This window comes from Chloroflexota bacterium, from assembly GCA_013152435.1.
Classification (GTDB): Bacteria; Chloroflexota; Anaerolineae; order DUEN01; family DUEN01; genus DUEN01.
Genome location: JAADGJ010000123.1, coordinates 1 through 17757 on the forward strand (window position 1 = coordinate 1; position 17757 = coordinate 17757).

The following is a 17757-nucleotide window of genomic DNA, read 5'->3' on the forward strand; positions in this document are numbered from 1 at the left end:
AGGTGTGGAGGGGTCCTCCCCTCCACGGAAATCCCGCTTTCAGACACACTCTCAGTCCTGTGCGGGGCCGGCCGCCGCCCGGGGCGCCATTGCCCCGGGCAGCGACGCGGGTCCCTTGAGAACCGGTCTAGTTCGGGCGGATGATGATCTTCCCATCGCGCCGTTCCGTGGACTGCGCGATGGCCTTCACCGCCTCGTCCAGTGAGTAGCGCGCGGTGATGATGGAGGACAGGTCGAGGCGTCCCGAGGCCACCATGCGGATGACGTTGGGGAAGTTCGCATGGCCGGAATGCCCCTGAGCGCCGTACACCTGGCTGCGGCGCACCTGCAGGGTCTCCAGGTACATGGGGACGCGCTGCGCGGCCCGGCCGATCTGCACGATCTTGCCGTTGATGGCCAGGGCCTGCTCCATTTCGGGCACCGTCAGATGGGGCGCCCCCGCGGCCTCCACGAAGAAGTCGAAGCCCTCGCCATGGCTGAGATCCATGAGCACCTCGTGAGGTGTGACCTCTCGCGGGTCGTAGACGTGCTCAGCCCCGACCTTGGCGGCCAGCTCCCGCCGTTGTGGCGACACCTCAAAGGCGGCGATCATGCCCGCGCCGGCGGCCTCGGCCAGCCCGATCGCGGCGAGGCCGATGGGGCCAGCCCCGAACACGGCCACGTAGGCCCCTGGCTTGAACCCGCCCGCGCGCGTGAACATGGCGTTATAGGAGACCGTGGTGGGCTCCGTCAGAGCGGCCACGTCGTACCCCTTCTCCTCGCCGAAGCGCTCCAGGATGCCGTCCACCTTCCAGCAGTATTTGGCGCCCACGGCGATGTAGTTGGCGAAGGCGCCGTCGATGGTGAACCCGATCTCCTCCAGGTTCACGCAGTGATTGGGGAACCCGTTGCGGCAGGGCGTGCAGTGGCCGCACCAGATCATCTCCTCCACGGTGACCGGGTCTCCCACCTTAAGGTCAGTGACCTCCTTGCCGACCTCCACCACCTTGGCGGAGAACTCATGCCCGAGGATGGAGGGGAATCGCGTGAGGCCGGGATAGAGGATGTAATCATCCTCGTCCGTCTCGTAGAAGTGCATGTCGGATCCACACACGCCGCACGCCTTCACCTCCAGCAACACCTCGTCGGGCTTGATCTTCGGCACCGGCCGCTCTTGAATCTCCAGCCGGGGATGGCGCCACACGCTGTTGCCGCTGATCGCCTTGCGCGTCTGCTTCTCCCATTCGGACACCTGGTAATCCGGTTTCGGATCCCATTGGGCCTCAAGAACCAACCCTTTCATGTCTGAGCCTCCTTGCTTGAATGTGTGACATGAGATGTCACGTGCCGTCTTTGCCCGTTCAGGCCCAGTTTGGACTCCCATCAGGGCTGAGAATGGCAGGCAAAGGCAGGTTGTAGGAGACGGCGTCGCACCGTTCCTACGGCGGAGGGAAGGCCCTCCGCATCACCCCGGTTTCCATTGTCAACTTTGCCAACGTTGAAAAGACGGGCCTACGCCTCGTCAAACGGGCTCAGGTGGCGGTCGAAATGCGTCTCCAGGGCCGCGTAGTACGCCTCCTCGTCGGATCGCAACGCGTCCAGGAGCCTGTCGCGGAATCGATAGGAGCCGTCCGCTCGTTGGCTGGTCAGCACCGATCCGAAGGTCACGTGGAGCACCTGGCGTCCATCGAATTGATCCAGGATCGTGTCCAGCTCCTCGTCGGCCAGCTGATCCGGCCGGGGGACCTTCGTCGGATCGGCCGATACATGATAGGTCGCCCGATCCTCGTCGTATCGTTCCAGGGCGAAGGCGAGGATCTCCCGGAACAGGGCGGGGCGAACCCGGGCGATGGCCCGCAGCGCCTCCAGATACGACGTGCCCGCCGTCTTGAGATGGACCAGGTCGCCGGCGTGTCGGGCGAAGATGGGGTAGATGGTGAACTTGTCCGAGCCCGAGTGCAGGCTGAGCTTGTATGGGCCCAGATGGCGCGCGATGGCCACATGTTGCACGAAGCTCTCCTCGAACTCCCGCAGGTCGCCGATGTAGTCCACCCCCTTCTCGAACCGGCCCACGTAGCGCGGCGCCAGGCTGACCCACCGCACCCCCAGTCGCTTCAGCTCGCTGGCGACGAAGAGGTGCTCCAAAACGGTGGTGGGCGTCTCCGTCTCGTCCACCGACATCTCCAACTCAAATGGGCGATCCCCCATGCGCGAGGCGAGATGGCGGTACATGGCGACGGTGTGGGCCACCGCCCGACCGTACTTGGCGGCCGCTCGCCAGAGGCTCTCCTCGTCAAAGGAGAGGGCGAACTCGCCGAGGTCGAAACGCTTGTTCAGGTAGAGCGCCTGCAGCTTTTCCGGCGAGCCGTCGAGCACGTCCCAGGGCAGCGCCTGCACCTTCTCTCGCAGGGCGGCCGGGCCTGCGGCGTCGGCCTCGTTGTCCACGTGGTCGCCCGGGTCGATGGTGTAGAAGGTGAACCCGGCCGCCACGCAGTGGTCGATGTCCTCAAAGGTCTTCAGGTGATCCGCGTCGGCGCCGTATCCGTCTCGCCATCCCTCCTGGAACACGCCCCAGGTGGCGTCGTCCATCACCTCGTCGGGCGTCCGGGCGGTGCGCTCCATCTCCCGGATGGACTGCTGCGCGAAGATGGGGACCATATCGTGTTTGCGCACGGCTCGCACGTGCCCCGGCGTCGCCAGCCCCAGGCGGTCTCCGCACCCCACGGACTTGCTGAGCCCGAGGACCCGGGGCGCGGTGAAGGGGAGCGCTCGGCGCAGGGCGATGGCGTTGGCGTGATTCGTCGGGCATCGCTGGAGTGTGAGAGTTTCCCCGTGTATGGAGATCGTTTGTGAGCTGCCGTCGAAGCCCGGCTGGCCGTCTTGCGAGAGGATCCCCAGCCATTTCTCGGTGCCCTGACGGCTCAGGAAATAGAGTGTGCCCTGGGCGGCGGTGATGGATCGCGGATAGACCTTCTGGCCGACCAGGTGCTCCAACTGCGCGGCCAATTCGTTGGCCTGCTCGAGCGGCACTGCGGAGTCTGGCTCACGGACGCGAAGCAGATCGAGCACTGAGGGCATGGCGTGTCACCTTTCTGATGGGGATGATGTGGAATCGCGTATGATCAACTGGCATGGCAGTAACGTGTCGGAAACCTCCTCGCCGGCCAGCAGGTCCAGCACCATCTGCATGGCCTTGCGCCCCATCTCGATTCGGGGCTGGTGGATCGTGGTCAGCGAGGGCGTCACATACCAGCTGGCCTCGATGTCGTCGAAGCCCACCACGCTCAGGGAGTCGGGCACCGGGATGCCCAGGTCACGTGCGCCTGAGAGGACGCCGATGGCCGTCCGGTCGTTGTAACAGAACACGGCCGTTGCCCCCGCCGTCAGCAGAGGGCGGATCGCGGCGCGGCCGTTCTCCAGATCGCGGCGGGTGTCGGGCACGATCACCAGGCGGGGGTCGAAGGGGATCCCGGCCTCCTCCAGCTCGGCCCGGTAGCCCGCCAGGCGGCGCTGGTTGGACGGGGGGCGAAAGCCGGAGCCGATGTAGCCGATACGCCGGTGGCCCAGCTCCAGGAGGTGTCGAACGGCCCGTCGGGCGCCGCCCTCGTCGTCCGCCGAGACCGAGTACAGGTACTCGCCGTTGGCCTGGCTGTTGATCAGGACGATGGGCACTCCCAGCTCTTGCAGGCGCTTGCTGTAGAGGTGTCCTACCCGGGACGCCAGCACGATCACCCCATCCACACGCCGGCGATGGAACATCTCCACGATGGACATCTCTCGCTCGGGGTCGGCGTGGGAAGAGCACAGGAACACGCTGTAGCCGGTGGTGGTGGCCATGTCCTCAATGCCGTCCACGATCCGGTCCACGAAGGGATCGGAGATGGTGGTGACGACCAGGCCCAGCGTGTGGGTGCGTTGGGTGACCAGGCTGCGCGCGACCAGGCTGGGGGTGTAGCCCATCTCCGCGGCGATACGGCGGATGCGCTCCCTCGTCTGCGGGGAGATGCGGCCTGTGCCCTTGAGCGCCCGGCTGACCGTGGAGTGACTCACACCGGCCGCCTCGGCGATGTCCTTGATCGAGATGTGCGAGCGCATGTTGTCCCTGGCCATGGTGGATTGCCGGTCCCTTTTCGTGAAAGCGGCTGCCTGGCGACTTGGAGAGGGTAGGAGTTTCGGTTCTGTTCAGGAAGACACGCGCACACGTGTGCGCACAATGCATACTATACCACAAGAGGACGCCGTTGTCAATTGACGATCTGATGTCTGCCGGGTAGAATGGGCTGTTCTCAATCCTCATGTGGAGACCCTGTGCGCGCCGCGTTTATGTGGATGTGTGTCCGATCCTCATCGCCGGGATGGTCGCCTCGCCCCGGGAGGGTTTCCCCTCGGGGCCGGGTCGTTCCCATCGCTCCTCCCCGCCCGGGGCGGGGGCGAGTGTATCGCCCCTTACCGATGCGCTTTGCCGGGCTGGCGTATAGTGAACGTATTGAGGAGAGGTGGTGTCAATGACGCGAGACGACTTCTGCCCGGTGACCGCTGCCGCGCGCATCGTGGGGCGCAAATGGACCTTGCTCATCATCTATCATCTGCTGAAGAGCCCTCGCCGCTTTTGCGAGCTTCAGGAGCTGTTGGGCGGCGTGAACCCGACCACGCTGTCGCAACGATTGAAGATGCTGGAGCAGGAGGGGCTGCTTCGCCGCCACGAGCGGTTGACCGTGCCCCCCTGGGTGCAGTATGAGTTGACCGAAAAGGGCAAGGCTTTGGGCCCTGTCATCGAGGGCATGGCCGAGTGGGGTCAGGCCTGGCTTTCCGATACCACAGAGACCCCTTCCTCTCAGGGGCCTGCGGAGGCACAAAGCGCATGATCGTGGAACGTCTGGTAGTGGGGCCGCTGCAGGCCAACTGCTATATCCTGGGAGATCAGGAGAGCGGCGAGGCGGTGGTGGTGGATCCCGGGGGCGATGTGGCTGCCATCCTGGCGGCCCTGGGCCGCCTCGGCCTCAAGGTGGTCAAGATCATGGGCACTCATGCCCATTTCGATCACGTGTTGGGCGTGCAGGAGCTTCGGCAGGAGACCGGCGCGCCATTCCTCCTGCACCCGGATGAGCAGCCGATCCTGGAGACCATGCAGGAGCAGGCGCGAGCCTGGCTGGGGATCGACCTGGGAGCGCCCCCCGTGGTCGACGAGCCGCTGCGAGCGGGGCAGGCGGTATGCTTTGGGCAGGAGGAGTTGGAGGTGCGCCTGACGCCGGGGCATTCCCCCGGGTCCGTGAGCCTGGTCCATCACGCCGGGCGGCGGGTGCTTACCGGCGATGCGCTTTTCGCCGGGTCCGTGGGACGGACCGATCTGTTGGGCGGCGACATGGCGACCCTGTTGCGCAGCATTCGGAAGCACATCCTTGACCTGCCCGACGATTACGCGGTGTTACCCGGGCATGGCCCGGCCACCACCGTGGGCGAGGAGCGGCGCCACAATCCCTTCCTGCAATCGGGGGCTGCGTTGCAGTGGATAGGCTGATCCTGCCCTGGGCGATCTACGCGGAGATCATCTCCCACGCGCGGGAGGGCGCGCCAGAAGAGGTGTGCGGCATCCTGTCCGGCAGAGGGGACACGGCCATGGCGCTCCATCGGGCGCGCAACGTCGCACCGGATCGCGTCATGGACTACGCGGTCGATGATCGGACGCTCCTCCTGCAGTTTGAGTTTGAGGAGCGCGGGGAGGCCATGGTGGCGATCTATCACTCCCACCCGGATTCCCCCGCCTTCCCCTCGGCCACGGATGCACACCGGGCGTTCTACCCGGAGTCGGCTTATATCATCTGCTCCTTGGAGAGGCCGGAGCGGCCGGTGTTGCGGGCCTTTCACCTGGTCCAGTCGCCGCCTCAGCGCATCGAGGCGGGCGAGATGCCGGCCGAGGCCGTCTCACTGCGGGGGAACGAGTCCCTCCGGGCCCGTTATGTGGGCGGGAGGCACATGGGACGGTACGATCTGTACGAGATCTCCCAGGACGGGGCGGTGCAGTGGATCGCCTGTGAGGTGCGGGAGATCCCGATCCTCGTCGTGTGACGCGGGTCATTTGACGGATCATGGATTTTGAGTATATTTCGCGTGGATTTTGTCGGTAAGGAGCTGAGGTTTCGTGAGAATCGGGATCGCCTGCCAGCGTAAGAGCTGGAGCGCGCTGACTTCGTTGACGTGCATCTGTCTTTAGCGGGAGCGGCCGGCTGGCCTCCGGATGGCCCGAGGCAGCGGTTGGCTCCCGCCGGTAGACGGATGCGATGAGTCGCGTGCGTGAGGCGATCCGTGTGATCCCAATTGAGAGCCCGGACCGATGAGGCTGTGAGATCCTGCGTGTCGCGTGGTGGGTGACACGGCCGATCGGTCGATGATCGTTCGTCGTGAGACTCATCGCATCAGCCCTTGGGGCGGCGATGAGTTTTTTGTTTCTGTCTCTTGCCCGGTGGAAGAGGGGGAATGAGTTTACAGGAAGATCTGAGGAGGTATGAGCTCGTGGCACGCATTGCGGAAGACATCACCCAACTGGTAGGGAATACCCCATTGGTTCGCATCCGTCGCCTGATGGGGGATGCCGGGGCGACCGTGGTCGCCAAGTTGGAGTTCTACAACCCGGCCTCCAGCGTCAAGGATCGCATCGCGCTGAGCATGATCGAGGCGGCGGAACGTGAGGGTCTCATCAAGGAGGACACCATCATCCTGGAGCCGACCAGCGGCAACACCGGCATCGGGCTGGCGTTCGTCTGCGCGGCGAAGGGATATCGCTGCGTCCTGGTCATGCCCGACACCATGAGCGTGGAGCGGCGGATCTTGCTGCGCGCCTTTGGGGCGGAGCTGATCCTGACGCCCGGGTCGGAGGGGATGAAGGGGGCGATTCGCAAGGCGGAGGAACTGGCCGCCTCGGACCCGCGATACTTCATCCCGCAGCAGTTCAAGAACCCGGCCAACCCGGAGATCCATCGCCGCACCACCGCCGAGGAGATCTGGCGGGATACGGACGGCCAGGTGGATATCCTGGTGGCGGGTGTGGGAACGGGCGGCACCATCACCGGCGTGGCCGAGGTCATCAAGCAGCGAAAGCCGTCCTTCCAAGCCATCGCCGTAGAGCCCGCCGATTCCCCTGTGCTGTCGGGCGGGGAGCCGGGCCCGCATAAGATCCAGGGCATCGGCGCCGGCTTCATCCCCGAGGTGCTGAACACCGAGATCATCGACGAGGTGATCCAGGTGACCAATGAGGACGCGTTCGCCATGGCCCGGCGCGCGGCGCGAGAAGAGGGCATCCTGGTGGGGATCTCCTCCGGGGCGGCCCTCCACGCCGCGGCGCAGGTGGCCCGCCGCCCGGAGAATGCCGGGAAACTCATCGTCGTGATCATCCCGTCCTGCGGTGAGCGGTATCTGAGCACGGCGCTGTTTGCAGATCTGCAAGAGTGAGGGGTGAGCGAGATCTGATCACGAGGCGGCGTTTGGGGTCAGATCGATCGTGTGGGAGGGTGTGATGTGGAAGGCGATTCGGCGTGATATCCAGGCGGTATTCGATCGGGATCCCGCCGCGAGGAGCGTGCTGGAGGTTTTGCTGTGCTATCCGGGTCTGCACGCGATCTGGATGTATCGCGTGGCCCACTGGCTGTGGACGCATCGCCTCTACCTCCTGGGACGTTGGGTATCCCACGTCGCCCGCTGGCTGACCGGGATCGAAATCCATCCAGGCGCCGTCATCGGCCCGGGGTTCTTCATCGATCACGGGATGGGGGTGGTCATCGGGGAGACGGCCGAGATCGGTGAGGATGTGACCCTATATCACGGGGTCACGTTGGGAGGCGTGAGCTGGAAGCGGGAGAAGCGCCATCCCACCATCGGCAATCATGTGGTCATCGGGGCCGGGGCCAAGATCCTGGGCCCGATCACCGTTGGAGATCGCACCCGGATCGGCGCCAACTCCGTGGTGGTGAAAGATGTGCCGCCCAACTCCGTCGTGGTGGGAGTGCCCGGCCGTGTGCGCTCTCGGAACGGCGAGGCGACCGAGGATCAGCGCCACGAGGATCTGCGGCACGATGTGCTGCCGGACGCCACCATGGAGTTGCTGCAGCAGCTGATGACCCGGCTGACGGCTCTGGAGCAGGAGGTGATGCGTCTGCGGCGCCCGCGTGAGGCGGAAGAACAGATGCTGGCGAAGGGATATCAGGGCCCGTGGGGCATCTGACCGGCGCCGCCGGGTAGCCCTCAGGGCGTGAGCGTAACGCGCCGCTCCTCGGGGCCGGCGGGCCAGCGGGCCAGCGTCACGCCGCCTAGCAGGAGGGCGCCCAGGGCCACGAAGGGCAGCGTGAGCGGCTCTCCCAGCGCGATCACGCCCAGCGCGATGGAGACGATCGGCTGCAGGTACTGATAGATCGTGGTGCGCACTCCGCCGATCCGGCGGATGCCGGTGTACCAGAAGAGGTTGGCCAGCACGACGTTGATGGCGGTCGTCCACAGGACCACGCCCCAGACGGGCGCCGAGACGGCGGCCCAGTCGACGCCGGAGGCCATCCCTAGGGCGAACGGCGTGAGCGCGAGCCCTGCAAACAGGGTGCACCAGGTGACCACGATCCGCATGCCGTACTTGCGCAGCAGCGGGGCGACGAGGATGGCCTGCATCCCGTCCACGGCTGCCGAGGTCAGGATCAAGAGATCGCCCTTCCAGGTGCCCTGGCCCAGCGTCAGCCCGCTGCGATATTGTTGCAGGAGCGCCACCGCCGTGAAGCAGATCCCGATCCCCACCATCTGGCGCCATCCGATGCGGTCCTGGCGCAGGATCGCCGCGCAGAGGGCGGCGAAGATGGGCGTCGTCGCGATCATGAGCCCGGTGTTCCCGGCCGTGGTCATGGGCAGCCCGATCATGTAGGTGATCTGGTTGACGGCCCAGCCGCCCACACCCACCAGCACGAGCCGGGGCCAGTCGGATCGTTCCACGACGAGCGGCCGGCGGGCCAGCATCGCGTAGAGGAACAGCCCGGCGGCCGCCAGCCACATGCGCATCGGCGTGAAGACGAGCGGCGGGATCTCCGCCAGGGCGATCTTTCCCAGGACGGGGAAGCTGCCCCAGATCAGGATAACCGATAGCAAGAGCGCATCCGTGCCGGTTAGAGGGCTTGTAGATCGGCGCGGGTGCGCTTTTCGCGTGGGAAGCGATTTCGACTGGGGAGACATCCGTCCTTCCTGAGATCGGGATGGCGTGGCGGACCTGGCGAGCGTTTCGGACTGTTTGATCGGATTGTAGGTGGGGTAGCTCGTCCCGTCAAGCCGGGGTCGAAGGGTGGGGCCTTCCCAGGGGGTGCGGCTTTACTGTGTCGCTTGGCCGGGCCGTCTGAGGATCAGATGGGGTTGGAGGGGGACGGGACGGAGGCGGGTAGACGGCGCGCTCGGGGAGGATGCTGGGCTGCCGCCCGCCGGCGCAGACGGCAGCCCAGGGGAAACGTCATGCCCGGATCTCCTGGCGCTGGAAGAGCACATAGCCCAGGGCGAACAGCAGGATGGTCGCGGCGATGAGCCCTGTGAGATGCGGCCAGATGAGGAGCACGCTCTGGCTGAGAGGCAACGGGGTGCCCAGGACGGCCCCCTGGAGCTGAATGGGAAGCACCAGGCCGAAAGCCCGCACCGTGGGCTGTAGCAGCGCCAGCGTGATCTCGGCGTACAGCGTGTTCGGCGACAGGCGCGTGAGCGCCAGCTCCAGCTTGGCCTGGGCCAGGATCTCCTGGGGGAACCCGAACCGGATCGGCTGCAACAGTTGGGCCAGCAGGCTGGCGATGGTGCTCCAGAAGACGGTGAAGAACAGCCAGACGGCGATGGAGGCCAGGGCAGCCGTGGCCGGCTGGCGGAAGACGATCGAGAACACCATGGCCAGCCCCAGCCAGATCCCCCCGTAGAAGATCGTGGCCAGTAGGAACCACAGGCTCCGTGCGACCTCCTCGCCTCCCGGGGGAACGCCCAGGCGCAGCAGGCCCATGCCGATGATCAGCAGCCAGATGGCCGTCAGGACCAGGGCCAGCGTGAAAAGCCGGGCCAGGAACTTCCCCAGGAGCAGGGCATCGCGATAGATAGGCTGCGCCAGGACGCGGGACATCGTCCGCCGGTTGAACTCCCCGTTCACCGCGTCGAATCCCAGGGCGATCGCGATCAACGGCACCAGGAATCCCAGGAACCCGACGAAGGCGGGCAGTGGATCACGCGCGGTCGTGAACAACCTGAGGAACAGGAACGGATCGTGGCTCACGGTCGTCCGCAGGTTCTCCATCGACGCGTACACGGTGCCGACCGCCGTCAGGACGATGAGCAACTCCAGGATCCGCATGCGGACGCTGGTGAGGTGATCGGCCATCTCCTTGGCCACCACCGCCCACAGGCCGGTCCATGGTGAACCCTCCCGCACCCGCTCACGCTGAGACACTTGCAGGGACATGGCTCACCTCCTGGAAGTATCGAGCGTATATCTCGTCGAGGCTCGGCTCCTCCAGCTCCAGCGCGCAGAGCTGACCGCCCGCCTCGATGACGGCGCGGGCGGCCTCCCGGCGTAGATCCCGCTGAGCCTCCACCTCGTAGATGTTCTCGCTCGGGTGGCGCACCTCCGCCACCTCCGGCAGGGCGCGCAGCGCCTTTTCCAGCGCGTCCGTGGGGCCTTCGACCTCAAGGCGGACCCGGTACGCGCTTCCGCACACGCGCTGGGCCAGCTCCTTCACCGTGCCCTCCACCACCATGCGTCCCTCGCGGAACAGGCCCACCCGGTCGCATACGGCCTGCACCTGGTACAGCAGGTGCGAGGCCAGCAAGACGGTGATGTCCTGGGCCTTCAGGTTGCGGATGATGTCCAGGAACTCCCGGGCGGCCTCCGGATCCAGCCCCTGGGTCGGCTCGTCCAGGATGACGAGCTGGGGGCGCTTGATGAGGAGATCCGCGACGCCCAGCCGCTGGCGCATCCCTCGCGAGAACGTGCCCACGGGCCGGTCGGCGACCTCGCTCAGACCCATCTGCTCCAGGGCCTCATCGATGCGTTCGTACGCCTCGGCGCGGCGCAGGCCGTTGAGCTTGGCGATGTAGATCAGGTTCTCGCGTGCGGTCATCTCATCGTAGAAGCCGACCTGATCGGGGAGATACCCCACGCGAGCCTTGACGCTCAACGGCTCCCGTGCCGGGTCGAAGCCCAGCACGCGCACGGTGCCCGCTGTGGGCTCGGTGAGGCCCAGGATCATGAGGATGGTGGTGGTCTTGCCGGAGCCGTTGGGGCCGAGCATGCCGAAGACCTCACCCCGCTGCACCGTCAGGTCGAGTTCCTCGACGGCGACGATGCCGTTGTAGTGCTTGGTGAGGCCGTGCGTTTCGATGACTGGCTCGCCCATGGTTCACCTCCTGCGAGGATCACCGGCGGCCAAAGCGGACCACGGCCAACCCCACCACGGCGACGGCGACGGCGATCAAAGCGACCCCGACCACCCCCCAGAGCGTGGTGGTCAGCACCGTGATGCGGAAGTCCGTCGAGTCAGAGGTGCCTCCCTCGGCCCGGGCTCGAATCGTGATCATGTAGTCGCCGGCCACCGCCTTGTCGGAGGGCCGGATCTTGGCCGTCGCCTCCACCTGCTGGCCGGCCGGGATCTCCGGGATCTCCTTCGGATCGAACTCTACGGACCACCCGGTGGGCTGTGTGGCGCTCAGCTTCACGTCGTGAGCCGGCGCGCTGCCGGTGTTCCGCACGACGATCTGGAGCGGGGACTCCCGGCCCGCGTACGCCTCGCCGGACAGCCGGGCGTCCGGCGCCGTCACGGAGAGGCTGGGCTGCCCCTGCACATCCGCGGTGAGCTCCAGCCTGGCCTGCGCCTCGCCGCCTTGCACCATCACGAGGATCTGGTACTGCCCGGCAGGGGTCTCCCGCGGGGGCTTCACCTCGATGTTGATCCGCTTGGTCTCGTTCGCCTTCACCGGCAGGCTGGTGACCTCCTGGGTGCCAAAGGATGGCTTGAAGCTCACCCGGAACCCCTCCGGGGCCTCGGCACTCAGGTTGACGAGGAGATCCTCATCCCCCTCGTTCTTGAGTTTGGCCTCATAGCGGAAGGTCGTGGTAGGCGTGCCCTTCAGCGTGGGGAGCTCCACCTCCAGCGTGAGCTTGGGCGGGAGCTTCTCCTGGACGGTCAGCTCGATGGGCAGCTCCGCCGTGGCCGTCTTGCCCTTGGCGAGCACGACGAGGCGGTAGGTCCCCGGAGCGACCCCCTTCGGCTGCTCCAGCCGAAGACTCACCGACGCGTCCTCTTTGGAATCGACGTAGACGGACTTGATGACCCGGCCACCGCCGCGGAAGGTGGCGGTCCATCCATCGGGGAGGTCTCGTACGCTGAGACGGACTATCTGCGGGGAAATTCCCGAGCTGCGTATGGTCAGCGAGAGATTCAGGGTCTCGCCTGGTTCCGCAACCTGTGCCGGATAGCGCGTGAAGATCGTTAACCCCTGCGCGCTTCCGCCCTGTGCGAAAGCGGGAACCCATCCTCCACCCAACAGCACGAGGCTCAGCACCATCACTGCGATCCAAACTCGTCGCATGGTTCTACCTCCGTTGGTCATGATGATAGTGATGTAGCTTGGTGCGCCCGTGAGGTTAGAAGCCTAGCCTGCGCGGCGCTCTTAGGTGGAAGTGCAAAAGCACCCTCCATCGATCTCAATAGAAGGTGCTCCTCTTCAGGTTTGGGAGTTGGGGGGTCGCCTCCCGGATACCAAACAACCCAGATTATAGATACAGGGGGGCGAATATGTCAAATCCGGCCGGTTCCGGTAACGTACCCTTTTCGAGGGGAAATGCTGTGGGGAGGTTTTGAGGGGCACGGCCTCCGTAGCGGTGGGCGACCGGCTGGCCGCCCACCTGTCGCACCCTTCACCCATCGTCCCTGCTGCTCGCGATCACTCCTTCTTCTCCCGCAGGAACAGGGTCAGCACGATGCTCACAGCGCTGACCACCAGGCTGCCCAGGAAGGCGGACAGAAATCCATCGACGGAGAACTCGAGCCCCATCCTGTTAGCGATGGCCGAGGTCAGCCAGAGCATGAGCGCGTTGATGACGAGGGTGAACACGCCCAGCGTGGCCATGCGCAGCGGGCAGGTCAGCACCTTGAGCACGGGGCGGATGAGGGCGTTCACGATGCCGAAGATCAGGGCGACGATGACGAGGGTTTCCACGCTGGTGTCGGCGTGGATGCCCGGCACCAGCCGGGTCGCCGCCCACAGCGCTGCGGCGTTGATGACGAGGCGGATGATCAAACGATTCACGGTGACCTCCCGAAGGTACAGCGATGCTTCCTGGCGATGTGGCGCCGACTAGTCGTCCGTCGTTTGTTGTGCTCTCGTGACGGGGTGCGGCCAGAGGATGGCCTGGGAGCCGTCCTCACGATGGGGAGACGGCCCCATGTCGGTTGCTCGTCCCGTCGGCAGGGGGGATTCGACGATTGTGGGTGTCTCGGGCTCCCCGTCAGGATGACCCCGAGGCTCCTCGATCAAGAACAGCCCCGTCAGCGCTGCCAGCATCGCCACGATCCCGCAGAAGAGGAAGACGCTCCGGATGCCGATGACGTCGCCGGCCACCCCCGCGGCCCCCATGGAGAGCAGGTTGGCCACGGTGACGGTGGTCCCGAGGGCCGCGTTCACACGGCCCAGGCGCGCATTGGAGACGCTCATCTGGATCAGGGTCGTGCCTGCCGCCTGCGCGGGCGGGATGAAGAACCCCACCGCGAACATGGCGATCAGGATAAGCGTGAAGGAGGGGGCCAGCCCCACGGCCAGGATCCCGATCCCGATCGCGGCGATGCTGCCCGCCATCATCCGGCCCTTGCGGAGCCGGCCGGCCAGGTTGCCCACGGCCAGGCTGCCGATCAGCATCCCCACCCCCTGGATCGAGTCGATGATGCCCAGCCCCTTGGGCCCGATCCCGAAGTAGCGGTCCATATAGGGCACCCACAGCACGTTCACGGCGCCCAGGCCCAGCATCAGCACGGTGAGCATGGCCATCAGCCCCAGCACGGTGCGGTTGTGGATGCTGACCCACAGGCCCTCCCGCATCTCCTCCCACACGGCCGCCCAGCCTTTGGACGGCTGCGCCTTCTCCGGCCGAGGGGCTCGCTGGCTGGGGATGGTGGCGATGGCCAGCGCCGACACGGCGAAAGTGAGGGCGTTGATGATGAAGGCGATGTCCACGCCGTGGTATTCGATCAGGAACCCCGCCGCGGCCGGCCCCAGCAGCATGGCGGCGGTCTGGGCCGTCTGGGCCAGGGCGTTCGCGGCCAGCAGCTCGCCCGGGGAGACCAGGTTGGGGATGGTGGCGTCCCGGGCCGGGTTGAAGAAGCTGCCCATGGTGCCGTGCAGGAAGCCCACCAGGTAGTAGATCCACACCTGCTCGGGCCCGCGCACCAGCAGGCACAATAGGACCAGCCCGCCGCGCGTCAGGTCGCTGAGCAGCATGACCCAGCGGCGATCCCATCGATCCACGTAGACCCCGGCCACCATGCCGAAGAGGAGCTGGGGCAGGGAGAAGGAGATCGTCATCACGCTCATGGCCAGCGTGGAGCCGGTGAGCTGGTTGACGCTGATGAGCAGGGCCAGGAAGTAGAAATAGTTGCCGATGTGGGCGATGACCTGGCCCAGCCATAGGTTGCGGAAGTGGCGGTGGCGGAGAACGGAGGCGAAGTTCCCTCGCTGGCCGGTCATGGCGTCTCCGTTGCAGGCGTCATCGGTCGGCGCATGGTGACGAGGGTCCGATAGGCCTCGAAGCCGGCCGCTTGCAGGGCCTCAATGAGCTGTTGATGCTCCGTGTGGGCCTGGATGTGGATCTCCCACGCGGGGTAGCCGGCCAGGAGCTGTAGCGCCAGGGCGACCAAAGCGGGCTCGTATGTGCCCCAATGTGTCGGGTGCACCCATATCTCCAGCCGATGAGGAGGGCGCCAGCGGGTGCCGCGCACGATCAGGGCGGCGATCAGTTGCCTGTCCCGGCGCAGCCCCAGCCGCCATACCCGCTCCCGGGCGATCAGGCGGTTCAGCCATTCGCCCAGGCGCTGGTCGACCGTGATCCGGAAGCGGTGCAGGCGAAGCGGTTGCCACCACTGGGCCAGCGGCGGGGTCGCGGCCATCGCCAGGTCGTAGATCTCCCTCCAGGCCTGGGGGGGCAGTGGCTCCATGGGAAGAGGGGAGGGCATCGGGGGTGGGTTTTTCGGAGGGGCCGGCCGCCGCAGTTCGCTAGTGCCCGTGATGGCTTCGAACCCCAGGCGCTCGTACAGCCGGCGGGCGATCTCGTTGTCCTCTCTCACCTGCAGGACCGCCCAGGTGCCGCCGTGGAGGTGGATGTGCTCCAGCGCGGCCTCCATGAGCGCCCGGCCGATCCCGTGTCTGCGGTAGGCGGGATCCACGGCCACATTGGCGATCTGCCAGCGGCGCGCATGGACGTCGGCGCGCTGCACGGTGACGTTGCCGACCACCCGTCCGTCCTCGATCCACACGTATCCGCCGAACAGCTGAGGCCAGTCGCTCGCCCGGCTCAGCCATCCCACCATGCCGCCGAGGTGCCCCATCAGGCGTAACTCGCGCAGGGCGGCCTGACCGGTCGGGTCCAACTCCCCTGCGAAGGCGTGCTCGATGAGGTCGGCGACCTGGGAGAGGTCACGCCGGGGATCCAGTGGGCGCAAACCCCGGAACGGGCGTGATGGGTTGAATACTGTGGTGGCCATAACGCTCTCTCGAGATAAAGATCGGGCAAACGGCCGTCTGCTCGGAAGGGACGAGGAGGAGCGAGGGACGGACGACCGTCTTTCGCTCTCATCCGCGATGCTGCAGCCCGGCAGGGCTAGCATGATAGCTGGCTTGAATGGGTACATGGGCTCAGCCTGCCCTGTCGTACCTCATTATACACCTTCCGCTTCGTTCCGTGGAAATGCTGTGAAATCGGAAGAGAGCCGGGGCCTCCGGTGAATTTCCAGGCATGCTCTGAAGGCTCCCGGAGTTGCGATGAACGGGGCTGTCCGGGTGCTGCGTAGGACAGCCGATGACGTCCCTGTTCCAGATTGACGATGGATGGGACGAAAGGATACCGGCATGGTCAGCTCGGCATCCGGTGCTCGGCCCATCGCCTGGCGGCGGGCGGGCGCTCCGAGGATGCCTCGTAGCGCTCGAGCCGCCGGCCCAGGATGACCAGGAGGCGTCCCACGCGGGCCAGGGCTCTGCAGAGCGGGCCGGATAGCCAGCCCCGCCGGGCGATGCCCGCTCGACATAGCAGGCGATGGCGCTCCGCCTCTTGCAGGCGGTGTCGTCTTTGTTCCTCTGCGAGGCGCATGGCCACGCGATGATCAGGAAGGAACATCTTTCCCCTCCTTGGAAGGGCGGGTGCGGGTCGGGCTGTGGGGCGGAACGGCTGCCCCGTTCCCTCGGTCGCTGGACCTCTACGCCCCTACTCCCCTTTGCTGATTCGAATGCTGCCGTTCGTGGTCCTCAGTTGAACCAGGGTATCCCCGCCCTCTCCGATCTGGCCGAGGAGGCGTGTGCGCCCTCCTTCGGTGATGGCCACCGAGAAGTCCGTTCGCACGCTCCCGTTGGTGGTGGCCGCGTCCAGCTTGCCCGAGAAGTCCGGCGGCAGCGTCAGGCGGATGGATCCGTTGGAGGTCGTCGCCGTGATGGGGGCGGCGCCACGGCGTACGGTCACGTCGATGGCGCCATTGGAGGTCGTGAGGTTCACGCGCTCCTCCGGCCGATCGAGCAGGGCCAGCACCTTTCCGTTGGACGCGTGGGCTTCCACCCGCCCGGAGACGTCGTACAGTTCGACTTTGCCGTTGGTGGTGATCGCATCGACCGCCTTGCCCACGTTGCTGACCCGGATCCTGCCGTTCACGGTGCGAAGGCTCACGCTCACGGCGCTGGGCCCCTGGATCTCGTAGCGCACGGCCACATGAGTGCCCAGCGGGGGCTTGGGGTGTTCCTTGTAGATGTGGATCGCGTCCCCTTCCCGCTTGACGTGGATCTGGACCTGCCGGGCGAACGCTCGCGCCGCCTCCTCGTTCGGCGCCCGGATCTCCTTCCAGGCGCGGACGGTCACCTTGTCCTGCTCGGAGCCGTCATAGAGGATCTCGCCGTTTTCCGCCTCCACGTGAATCCGGGAAGCGCCCGTCGCGTCGACCTCCTGGCTTTTCTCCTCCTTGTACCATGTGCCGGCGCCCAGCAGGGAGAGGATGCGTGCGATCCAGCCGGGGTCAGCAGGGATCGGGATATCCTCATCCCTTCCGGGACCCGGTCGCTCTGCGGGCCGATCCTCCGTCGGGAGATCACCCTCGAGGGCGGCCAATAGCCGATCGGCCTCGTCGATGGTGATCTTCCTGGCGGACAACATCTCCAGGATCTTCTGTCGTTCCTCGTGCATGGCGTGCCCTCCCTTTCGCCGCTATGAACCACCGAGTCGTGTGATTCGATGTGAGGATGAAGATTCTGATGGATTCTACCCCTTGTGTTTAATTTTGTCAAGTGTAAGTTTATAGATATTGATGTGTGGTTGTAAATACGTGAGATCTTCCGTTGGGGAGAAGATTGGATGTGGAGGGGGCCTTCCCTCCACGAAAAACCCCACCTTTCCGGCCTGCACCTGCCTTTCTCGGCTCTTGCCGAAGAACCCAGGCCGAGGCCGGGCAGGTCGAAGGCAGAAAAAGGGCTTTTTCCGGAGGGGCTCCCCACGGCGGAAGCGACGGCATTTCTCAGAACGCGTCTGAAAATCTACCGGTAAAG

Annotated in this window: 17 protein-coding genes; 5 read left to right on the forward strand and 12 right to left on the reverse strand. The window is 65.9% G+C overall.

From position 1 onward, the window contains the following. Nucleotides 1-127 precede the first annotated feature (127 nt). From GXP39_17800 to GXP39_17810, 3 genes are all read right to left on the reverse strand, one after another. Entirely contained in the window at nt 128-1282 is a 1155-nt protein-coding gene (locus GXP39_17800; protein ID NOZ29886.1) for an alcohol dehydrogenase catalytic domain-containing protein, read from the reverse strand. Nucleotides 1283-1491: 209 nt separating this feature from the next. After that, nucleotides 1492-3057 (reverse strand): hypothetical protein, encoded by a 1566-nt coding sequence (locus tag GXP39_17805; GenBank protein ID NOZ29887.1) that lies wholly within the window; start codon nt 3055-3057, stop codon nt 1492-1494. A gap of 6 nt (nt 3058-3063) precedes the next feature. After that, nucleotides 3064-4089, reverse strand: a complete 1026-nt coding sequence (locus GXP39_17810; protein ID NOZ29888.1) for a LacI family transcriptional regulator — start codon at nt 4087-4089, stop codon at nt 3064-3066. A 395-nt stretch (nt 4090-4484) separates the two neighbouring features. On the opposite strand from GXP39_17810, the gene GXP39_17815 reads away from it, so the two are divergent. The 5 genes from GXP39_17815 to cysE all read left to right on the forward strand — a co-directional run bounded on the left by GXP39_17815 (nt 4485) and on the right by cysE (nt 8194). Further along, nucleotides 4485-4844: a helix-turn-helix transcriptional regulator gene (locus GXP39_17815; GenBank protein NOZ29889.1), complete on the forward strand. Its 360-nt coding sequence runs from the start codon at nt 4485-4487 to the stop codon at nt 4842-4844. Then, a complete protein-coding gene (locus tag GXP39_17820) occupies nt 4841-5497 on the forward strand; it encodes an MBL fold metallo-hydrolase (protein ID NOZ29890.1) in 657 nt (218 codons plus the stop codon). Before GXP39_17815 ends, GXP39_17820 begins: the two co-directional genes overlap by 4 nt. Beyond that, on the forward strand, nt 5485-6045 hold the full coding sequence (locus GXP39_17825; GenBank protein NOZ29891.1) for a M67 family metallopeptidase: 561 nt from the start codon (nt 5485-5487) through the stop codon (nt 6043-6045). Before GXP39_17820 ends, GXP39_17825 begins: the two co-directional genes overlap by 13 nt. A gap of 408 nt (nt 6046-6453) precedes the next feature. Then, complete coding sequence (cysK, locus tag GXP39_17830; GenBank protein NOZ29892.1) at nt 6454-7425, forward strand: cysteine synthase A; 972 nt, start codon at nt 6454-6456, stop codon at nt 7423-7425. A 64-nt stretch (nt 7426-7489) separates the two neighbouring features. After that, nucleotides 7490-8194: a serine O-acetyltransferase gene (gene cysE, locus GXP39_17835; protein ID NOZ29893.1), complete on the forward strand. Its 705-nt coding sequence runs from the start codon at nt 7490-7492 to the stop codon at nt 8192-8194. Between the two features lie 20 nt (nt 8195-8214). Here cysE and GXP39_17840 read toward each other — a convergent pair whose 3' ends face one another. The 9 genes from GXP39_17840 to GXP39_17880 form a co-directional block, all read right to left on the reverse strand. Further along, nucleotides 8215-9096 (reverse strand): DMT family transporter, encoded by an 882-nt coding sequence (locus GXP39_17840; protein ID NOZ29894.1) that lies wholly within the window; start codon nt 9094-9096, stop codon nt 8215-8217. A 352-nt stretch (nt 9097-9448) separates the two neighbouring features. Beyond that, nucleotides 9449-10429 (reverse strand): ABC transporter permease, encoded by a 981-nt coding sequence (locus tag GXP39_17845; protein NOZ29895.1) that lies wholly within the window; start codon nt 10427-10429, stop codon nt 9449-9451. Continuing rightward, nucleotides 10404-11363, reverse strand: coding sequence for an ABC transporter ATP-binding protein (locus GXP39_17850; protein NOZ29896.1), 960 nt, complete (start codon nt 11361-11363; stop codon nt 10404-10406). Before GXP39_17850 ends, GXP39_17845 begins: the two co-directional genes overlap by 26 nt. Before the next feature lie 19 nt (nt 11364-11382). Then, nucleotides 11383-12555, reverse strand: coding sequence for an ABC transporter substrate-binding protein (locus GXP39_17855; protein NOZ29897.1), 1173 nt, complete (start codon nt 12553-12555; stop codon nt 11383-11385). A gap of 354 nt (nt 12556-12909) precedes the next feature. Then, nucleotides 12910-13275, reverse strand: a complete 366-nt coding sequence (locus GXP39_17860) for a phage holin family protein (GenBank protein ID NOZ29898.1) — start codon at nt 13273-13275, stop codon at nt 12910-12912. Nucleotides 13276-13323: 48 nt separating this feature from the next. Further along, nucleotides 13324-14706 carry an MFS transporter gene (locus GXP39_17865; GenBank protein NOZ29899.1) on the reverse strand — a complete coding sequence of 461 codons (1383 nt, stop codon included), beginning with the start codon at nt 14704-14706 and terminating at the stop codon, nt 13324-13326. Continuing rightward, entirely contained in the window at nt 14703-15719 is a 1017-nt protein-coding gene (locus GXP39_17870) for a GNAT family N-acetyltransferase (protein NOZ29900.1), read from the reverse strand. Before GXP39_17870 ends, GXP39_17865 begins: the two co-directional genes overlap by 4 nt. Before the next feature lie 368 nt (nt 15720-16087). After that, entirely contained in the window at nt 16088-16348 is a 261-nt protein-coding gene (locus GXP39_17875; protein NOZ29901.1) for a hypothetical protein, read from the reverse strand. Between the two features lie 87 nt (nt 16349-16435). Next, nucleotides 16436-17398 (reverse strand): DUF4097 domain-containing protein, encoded by a 963-nt coding sequence (locus GXP39_17880; GenBank protein ID NOZ29902.1) that lies wholly within the window; start codon nt 17396-17398, stop codon nt 16436-16438. Between the last annotated feature and the right edge of the window lie 359 nt (nt 17399-17757).